The 6,732-nt window shown below is 62.7% G+C and carries 8 protein-coding genes; 7 read left to right on the forward strand and 1 reads right to left on the reverse strand.

Annotated elements, in window-relative coordinates:
- Window positions 1–747, reverse strand: a 747-nt coding sequence (locus B7L72_RS08040) for a cache domain-containing protein (RefSeq protein ID WP_170919495.1), incomplete at its 3' end; no start/stop codon positions are given.
- A gap of 210 nt (window positions 748–957) precedes the next feature.
- Between B7L72_RS08040 and B7L72_RS08045 the strand changes: the two genes are divergently transcribed.
- From B7L72_RS08045 to B7L72_RS08075, 7 genes are all read left to right on the forward strand, one after another.
- Window positions 958–1,824, forward strand: a complete 867-nt coding sequence (locus tag B7L72_RS08045; protein ID WP_081193617.1) for an MBL fold metallo-hydrolase — start codon at window positions 958–960, stop codon at window positions 1,822–1,824.
- Between the two features lie 34 nt (window positions 1,825–1,858).
- Window positions 1,859–2,320: a YeeE/YedE family protein gene (locus B7L72_RS08050; RefSeq protein WP_026001614.1), complete on the forward strand. Its 462-nt coding sequence runs from the start codon at window positions 1,859–1,861 to the stop codon at window positions 2,318–2,320.
- Window positions 2,317–2,739 carry a DUF6691 family protein gene (locus B7L72_RS08055; protein ID WP_081138184.1) on the forward strand — a complete coding sequence of 141 codons (423 nt, stop codon included), beginning with the start codon at window positions 2,317–2,319 and terminating at the stop codon, window positions 2,737–2,739. Before B7L72_RS08050 ends, B7L72_RS08055 begins: the two co-directional genes overlap by 4 nt.
- 145 nt (window positions 2,740–2,884) lie before the next feature.
- A complete protein-coding gene (locus B7L72_RS08060; RefSeq protein WP_016913284.1) occupies window positions 2,885–3,586 on the forward strand; it encodes a response regulator in 702 nt (233 codons plus the stop codon).
- Window positions 3,583–4,938 carry an ATP-binding protein gene (locus B7L72_RS08065; RefSeq protein WP_081193619.1) on the forward strand — a complete coding sequence of 452 codons (1,356 nt, stop codon included), beginning with the start codon at window positions 3,583–3,585 and terminating at the stop codon, window positions 4,936–4,938. The genes B7L72_RS08060 and B7L72_RS08065 overlap by 4 nt, the downstream gene beginning before the upstream one ends.
- Window positions 4,939–4,960: 22 nt before the next feature.
- Window positions 4,961–5,623 (forward strand): c-type cytochrome, encoded by a 663-nt coding sequence (locus B7L72_RS08070; RefSeq protein ID WP_081193621.1) that lies wholly within the window; start codon window positions 4,961–4,963, stop codon window positions 5,621–5,623.
- The gene (locus tag B7L72_RS08075) at window positions 5,620–6,639 is read left to right on the forward strand and encodes a c-type cytochrome (protein WP_081193623.1); all 1,020 of its coding nucleotides are present in this window, start codon (window positions 5,620–5,622) and stop codon (window positions 6,637–6,639) included. Before B7L72_RS08070 ends, B7L72_RS08075 begins: the two co-directional genes overlap by 4 nt.
- The last annotated feature ends 93 nt before the right edge of the window (window positions 6,640–6,732 follow it).

Consider the following 6,732-nt stretch of genomic DNA (forward strand, 5'->3'; position numbering starts at 1 on the left):
GTCGAACAGCAGGCTGCTGTGGTCACTGCTTTTCAGCGTGGCGGCCTGGGTCAGGTCGCCATCGGCAATATGACGCACTACGCTGGCGGCATAGCGTGGGTCACCGCCCAGCCGACCCGCCACATCCCTGATCACCCAGCCCATCAGCAGCGTCACGGGCAGACCAATGATCAGCAGAATGACCGCCGAACGCACCAGCCCAGCGACAAAGGCAGCATCGATATCGTCCACATAGACCCCCGCCGCCATGGACCAGCCCCATTCGGGTAAGTGGGCCACATAGCTCACCTTGGGCGATTGCTCTTCCCCCGAGATGCGTCGCGAGTAGTAGTCCACGTGGCCACCGCCCGCCTGGGCCACGTCACGCAGTACGCTGTAAAGGCGCATACCACTGGCGTCCTGGAAGTTGGTCATGTCTTCGCCACGGGGGCGGTTGGGGTGTGACACGATGGCCAGCTGGTTGTCGAACGCAAACACGTACTCGCCGTCACCAAAGCGTACGCTGGCAAGGTTGTCGATGGCCCGCTGCTGCGCTTCATCGACGCTCAGTTCACCGCTGGCGGCACGGGCCTGCAGATCGGCGAGCTGACCGTGAACGCTGTTGACGATGTATTGAATGCTGTCGCGGCGCTCGTTGGCGATGGTCTGGCGATTTTCCCACGCCAGCCAGCCCACCAAAAGCAGCATGGCCACCCAGATGATGCCCAGTGTGCTCCACAGTTTCTGTGTAGTAGTCAGGTTGTTCATGGCATCCTTATATCGATTAGTTCAGTGAGTGAGCCTTCACTCCTATCGGCCATGAGGTGGCCTACCTTAGTCGAAAGGAGTATTTTTAACTAAATTTTACAATTGATAATTCTAAAAGGTAATAACCATATAATGTTTTAGTGAGATACACTTGATGAAATGCACACTGCATGCGGTCAACTGCATGCGGTCAACTGCTGGAGGTCCATCATGCAACGCCCCGTCGTCACGCCCTTTTTCGATGAGCCAACCAACACGTTCAGTTACGTGGTGAGAGACCCCGATGGCACCGCCTGCGCCATCATCGACTCCGTACTCGATTTTGATTACGCCGCTGGGCGAACCGATACCCGTTCAGCGGAGCAGATCATCTCGTTCGTGCGCCGTGAAGGGCTAAACGTGGCCTGGATACTGGAAACCCACGTCCATGCCGACCACCTTTCGGCGGCCCCCTATTTGCACGCCCAGTTGGGCGGCAAGACCGGCATTGGAGCGCACATCGTCGAGGTACAGGAGATCTTCGGCAAGGCCTTCAATGCGGGCACCGAGTTTGCTCGGGACGGTAGCCAGTTCGACGCGCTATTCCAGGAGGGCGATACCTTCATGATTGGAGCCCTGGAAGCCAGCGTGCTGCATACGCCTGGCCACACGCCCGCCTGTTTGACCTATGTGGTGGGGGATGCCGCGTTTGTCGGCGATACGCTGTTCATGCCCGACTACGGCACCGCCCGCTGTGATTTTCCCGGTGGCGATGCCCGCACTCTCTATCGTTCGATTCAGAAAGTGCTGGCCCTGCCTGACACGACACGGCTGTTTCTGTGCCACGACTATAAAGCCCCAGGGCGTGACGTGTACCAGCACGAAACCAGCGTTGCCGAGCAGCGCCAGGCCAACGTTCATGTGCACGAGGGCATTAGTGAAGACGCCTTCGTGCGTATGCGCACCGAGCGAGATGCCACCCTGGGCATGCCTCGGCTGATCATCCCATCGGTGCAGGTTAACATGCGGGCTGGGGAGCTGCCCCCCGAGGAAGACAACGGTCAGGTGTATCTCAAGGTGCCGATCAATCGTTTCTAAATCTTTTCAACCCACGTAATACGAGGAGCAGACGGTGGACGTAATGGCAAGCCTGCAAGGGCTGGTGGGGGGCGTGTTGATTGGGCTCTCCGCCGTTTGGTTGATGGGGGCGCTGGGGCGTGTTGCCGGCATCAGCGGGATCATTGGAGGGCTGGTGCTTCAGCGGCCCAAGGGCGATAGCGCCTGGCGGGTGGCTTTTTTGGCGGGCCTGGTCAGCGGCCCGCTGCTGGTCATGGCGCTGGGCGGAGGCCTGGGCAATGTAGCTGGCAGCCCCGGTGAAGTGATTGGCGCGCCTGCCGGAGGCATCTCATTGATGCTGTTGGCGGGCCTGCTGGTGGGGCTGGGCACCGGGCTGGGCAGCGGCTGCACCAGCGGCCACGGCGTATGTGGTTTGGCGCGCTTGGCGCCGCGTTCCATGGCGGCCACGGGCATGTTTCTGGTGACCGCCATCGCCACGGTGTATGTGGTTCGTCATGTCATTGGGGGTGGCGTATGAGCCGGGCCGCGTTGAAAACGGCAGCGGGCTACGTGGCAGGGCTGCTGTTTGGGTTAGGGCTGGCTATTTCCGGCATGACCGACCCAGCGAGGGTGCTGGGGTTTTTGGACATCGCGGGCGCCTGGGACCCCACGCTGATGTTCGTGCTGGGGGGCGCGGTGTGCACCACGTTTGTCGGTTACCGGCTGGTGTTTGCTCGGGGGCAGCCGCTGTTGGCCGGTGGCTTTCAACTGCCCACGCGCCAGGAGCTGGATGGCAAGCTGCTGGGCGGTGCGGCGCTATTTGGAGTGGGTTGGGGGCTGTCCGGCTACTGCCCGGGGCCTGCCATTGCTTCTTTGGGCGGCGTCACGCTGCCGTTACTGGCCATGTTGGCGGCCATGATGTTGGGCTGGTGGGGGGCTGCACGCCTGTCTCGCTAGCACCACCGAACCCACGCGGCATGTTGTCGCCCTTGCCCCTGTCGGCAGGGGCGTTTTTTTTGATCTGCGGCAAGGGTTTTCGACCGGCGCTTAACGCTCGGTTAATACGCTTTTGTCATGCTGCTTCCATAACAAGGAAACCGCTATGCACGTCCTATTGATTGAAGATGACCCGCTGGTGGCGTCGGGTATTCGCGCCGGACTGATGATGTATCACTTTGTGGTCGAGCACGTGACGTCGTTACAGGCAGCGCGGCAGGCCATGCAGAGTGTCGCCAGCGACGTGGTCATCCTCGACCGTGGGTTACCGGATGGCGATGGCTTGACCCTGCTGCAAGCCTGGCGTGACGAAGGGGTCACCACGCCGGTGCTGGTGCTCACGGCCAGAGATGCCGTGCGTGACCGGGTGGATGGGCTGCAAACCGGTGCCGACGACTACCTGATCAAACCCTTCGACCTGGATGAGCTGGTCGCGCGCCTGCATGCGCTGTTGCGGCGTGTGGCAGGGCGCAGCCAGGGCTTGACCGTGCACGGCACCCTGACCCTGGACCCGGCTGCCCGAGAAGTGAGAGTGGCCGATCACCTGGTTGCCCTGTCGCGTCGTGAACTGGTGCTGCTGGAAGCTTTCCTGCATGCGCCGCGCAGCGTGCTTTCCGCCGACCAGCTCAAGGATAGCCTGTATGGCTTGAGCGACGATGTCGAAAGCAACGCGCTCAATGTGCACATTCACCACCTGCGGCGCAAATTGGGCAGCGGCATCATCGAAACCGTGCGTGGGTTGGGGTATCGGTTGGGCAAGCCCGAGGCGGTCCAGGTGCCCGGCCAGCGGCCCAAGGGGCAGCGATGAGCCTGCGCGCACGGCTACTGTTGACGCTGGGCATCACGCTGGTGCTGCTCTGGGGCGTGGCTGCCGCGTGGCTGTTGAACGATTTACAGGCGTCTTTCGTGCGCACCCTCGACCAGCGGCTGGCCCAGTCGGCGCGCATGGTGGCTGGGCTGGTTCATCAGCTGCCGCCAGAGGTGTGGGAGCAGAACATGACCGCCGCGCTTTCCATTCCACCCATTGAAGGGCTGGCCTGCCAGGTGCACTCGCCACGTGGAGAGATCATTGCACGCACCCACGCCAATATGGAGGCCGTGTTGGCTCCCGGTCAGCACGGCCATAGCTACCGTCAGGAAGGGGAGACCACCTGGCGTGTGTTCACCTACGAGCGAGGTGGGCTGATCATCACCACGGCAGACCGCATGGATGAGCGCAACCTGCTGCTGGGCGGCATCGTGCGGGTGGCTGTGGTGCCGTTCGTGGTGGCGCTGGTGGGTAGCCTGGTCGCCCTGTGGATTGGGGTATGGCGTGGGCTGGCGCCACTGTCACGTTTGCGCGCCTCCCTGGCCAGCCGCCATCCGGAAGCGCTGGCGCCGGTGTCTACCTATGGTGTGCCCAAGGAGATCAAGCCGCTGATCGACACGCTCAATGGGCTGCTGGTGCGCGTTCAACAGACGCTGGTGCGCGAGCAGCGCTTCACCAACGATGCCGCCCATGAGCTGCGTACGCCGCTAACGGCTATCAAGACCCACCTTCAAGTGGCGCAGCGGGCAGAAGGCCCGCTGGCACGCGAAGCCTTGAGCCACGCCGAAGAAGGCGTGGTGCGGCTGGCCGATACGCTGGATCAGCTGCTCACCCTGGCCCGGGTGGAAGGGCGCATGCGTTTCGACGATGGCGAACCCTGCAGCGTCGTTCCGGTGGTCGAGCTGGCCGTCACCGATAGCGTGGTCGACCCAGCACAGTGCCGCGTGCCTGAGGCATTACCCGATGTGCAGCTGGCCATGCCTCGTGAGCTGGCGATTACCGCGCTGCGCAATCTGCTGGACAACGCTGTACGCCATGGGCCTGCCAACGCGCTGATTCACCTGAGCGTGCAGCGTTTGGGTGGTCGGGTCACGTTCACCGTGGCCGACGAGGGGCCAGGGGTGGATGACGCCACGCTGAAACAGCTAACGCAACGATTCTGGCGGGCCAGCAAGCACCAGGGCAGTGGCCTGGGGTTGGCCATCGTGGCCGCCATCGCCGAGCGCTTTGGCGGCAGCGTTCACTTTGCCAATGCACCCACCGGAGGTTTCCTGGCCCACCTCACGGTGCCCGAAGTGCTACCACCACACGCGTCATCACCAACGACGACATTACTGCAAGACCCAACATAACAAGCAATGCCAAGGGGGAAGAATGCCATACATCCAATCGACGCACGTCGGCCTGCTGGCGGGGGCCTGCTTGCTGGCAAGTGCTGCCATGGCCCAGGCGGGAGACCCGGAACGGGGGCAAACCGCCGCCGCCACCTGTGTTGCCTGCCACCAGGCAGACGGCAGCGGCATGAACATTCCGGGCGGCGAGTCCTGGCCGCGCCTGGCGGGGCTGGATGCCGACTATCTGGCCAAGCAACTGCACGACTTTCAGTCCGGTGAGCGGCAAAACGCCACCATGCTGACCTTTGCCAACATGCTCAATGACCAGCAAATCGCCGATGTGGCTGCCTACTACAGCCAACTGCCCGCGACACCAGGCCAAGGCGGCGACGTGGAAGACAGCCTGCTGGCGCGTGGCCAGCAACTGGCCGAACGTGGTGACTGGAATGCCTACATCGTGTCGTGTCAAAGCTGCCATGGGCCCGGCGGCTACGGAGTGGGCAGCGACTTTCCCGGGATTGCCGGGCAGCATGCAGGCTATATCAGCGCCCAATTGCACGCATGGAAAAACGATACCCGTCATAACGATCCACAACACCTGATGGGCGCCGTGGCCAAGCGCATGAACGATGACGATATTGCCGCCGTCTCGGCCTGGTACGCCGCTCAACCCCCTCAACGCGACCAGGAGGCTAGCCAATGATGACGCGTCCAACGACCTTGACGTTCACCTTGTCGGGCGGCCTTCTGGCCTCGGCAGCCGCGCTGGCGCTCTATGCAGGCGCGGTGTCGGCCCAGCAGCCGCGTGCCGATGATGCCCTGGACATGCTGGTCCACGAGCCGCCCACCATGGACGACCTGGAAGCCTCCGATCTGCACCCGGAGCTCAAGAAAGTCATTCGCTACGGCTACGACCTGTTCACGGATACCCAGCAGCTGCGCGGTGAGTACGTGTACAACGATATGAACTGCTCCAGCTGCCACCTGGGAGAAGGGCGCGTGCCGTTCAGCGCGCCGGTATGGGCCGCCGCCATCACGCTACCGGATTTTCGTGGCAAGAATCAGCACGTCAACAATCTGGAAGAGCGCATTGCCGGATGTTTTGCCTACTCCATGAACGGCACACCGCCGGCGTACGGCAGCGATGAAATGCTGGCGTTGAGCGCCTACCACCAGTGGCTGGCCACGGGGGCGCCCATGTACCCCGACAAGCCCATCTATGGGCGCGGCTTTCCAGCCCCCGAGCATGAAGAAGCGCCCAGCTATGCCCGAGGGGAAACGGCCTACCTGGAAAATTGCGCTCTGTGCCATCAGTCCGACGGCTCAGGCCACTACGAAAACGGGGAATACGTCTTTCCACCGCCCTGGGGCGATGGCTCCAACAACTGGGGGGCCGGCATTGTTCGGGTAGAAACCATGGCAGGCTTCATCTATCAGAATATGCCGCTGGGCCAGCCACGCTCGCTCACCGGCCAGCAAGCCTGGGACATCGCCTACTACATCAATAGCCAGGAGCGCCCCCAGGACCCACGCTACACCGGCGATATCGCCGAAACCGCCGAGCGCTTTGGCCCCACCTTCCACAACCGTTCGCTCTACGGCCACACCCGTGAGCATGACGGCCACGTCCTCGGCGACCACGACAACTACGGCGAAAACGGCAACATCCAACCCTGGAACGTCGGCGCCCAGCGTTTTCAGCACCTTTCGGAGGAGTAGCAGCTGTGGGGTGGGCGGCGGCTGCCCGTAACGATGAGGCCGCCGCCACGTTCGGTGGCTCCATCGGCAACGCTGGCGCGTTGCTTCGCGGGA

The sequence above is a fragment of the Halomonas sp. BC1 genome, from assembly GCF_002078135.1.
GTDB lineage: Bacteria > Pseudomonadota > Gammaproteobacteria > Pseudomonadales > Halomonadaceae > Vreelandella > Vreelandella stevensii.

Excerpts from the sequence above, each read along its gene's own strand:
- B7L72_RS08055 (WP_081138184.1), top strand. The coding sequence starts at position 2,317 with ATGAGCCGGGCCGCGTTGAAAACGGCAGCGGGCTACGTGGCAGGGCTG.
- B7L72_RS08075 (WP_081193623.1), top strand. The coding sequence starts at position 5,620 with ATGATGACGCGTCCAACGACCTTGACGTTCACCTTGTCGGGCGGCCTT.
- B7L72_RS08045 (WP_081193617.1), top strand. The coding sequence starts at position 958 with ATGCAACGCCCCGTCGTCACGCCCTTTTTCGATGAGCCAACCAACACG.
- B7L72_RS08070 (WP_081193621.1), top strand. The coding sequence starts at position 4,961 with ATGCCATACATCCAATCGACGCACGTCGGCCTGCTGGCGGGGGCCTGC.
- B7L72_RS08060 (WP_016913284.1), top strand. The coding sequence starts at position 2,885 with ATGCACGTCCTATTGATTGAAGATGACCCGCTGGTGGCGTCGGGTATT.
- B7L72_RS08065 (WP_081193619.1), top strand. The coding sequence starts at position 3,583 with ATGAGCCTGCGCGCACGGCTACTGTTGACGCTGGGCATCACGCTGGTG.